Raw genomic sequence first — 306 nt, 5'->3', positions numbered from 1 at the left:
GAACCTCTTTCATCCTGAATAGTCGCAGGTCAAGAGGGTGTGGATGGCTTGGACGGCGGTGCCGATACGTCGGGTTGAACATCGGGCTCGCCGTAACAGTCGCCAGGACTTCAGCTGTGCGAAGGTGCGCTCGCCGGGAGCCCGCAGCCGGGCGTGGTCGCGGTTGAACTGCTGGTAGTGCTCGGGCTGTTCGTGGTGGTGGTAGTGGGGGGTGCGGACGGTGGCGCCGGCACCCTGGTAGGCCCGGTCGGCGAGCACGAGAATCTGCCGGGTCAGGCACGCTTGGACGATGCCGTGGGCGCGGGC

The 306-nt window shown here is 67.0% G+C and carries 1 protein-coding gene; it reads right to left on the bottom strand.

Annotation, left to right across the window (positions count from 1 at the left end; genetic code table 11):
• Positions 1-9: 9 nt before the first annotated feature.
• A partial coding sequence (locus IH68_RS0149105) for a transposase family protein (protein WP_030950375.1) occupies positions 10-306 on the bottom strand: 297 nt, incomplete at its 5' end.

The organism is Streptomyces sp. NRRL S-646, assembly GCF_000720765.1.
Taxonomy (GTDB): Bacteria; Actinomycetota; Actinomycetes; order Streptomycetales; family Streptomycetaceae; genus Streptomyces.
This window is presented reverse-complemented; position numbering and strand designations above follow the sequence as displayed.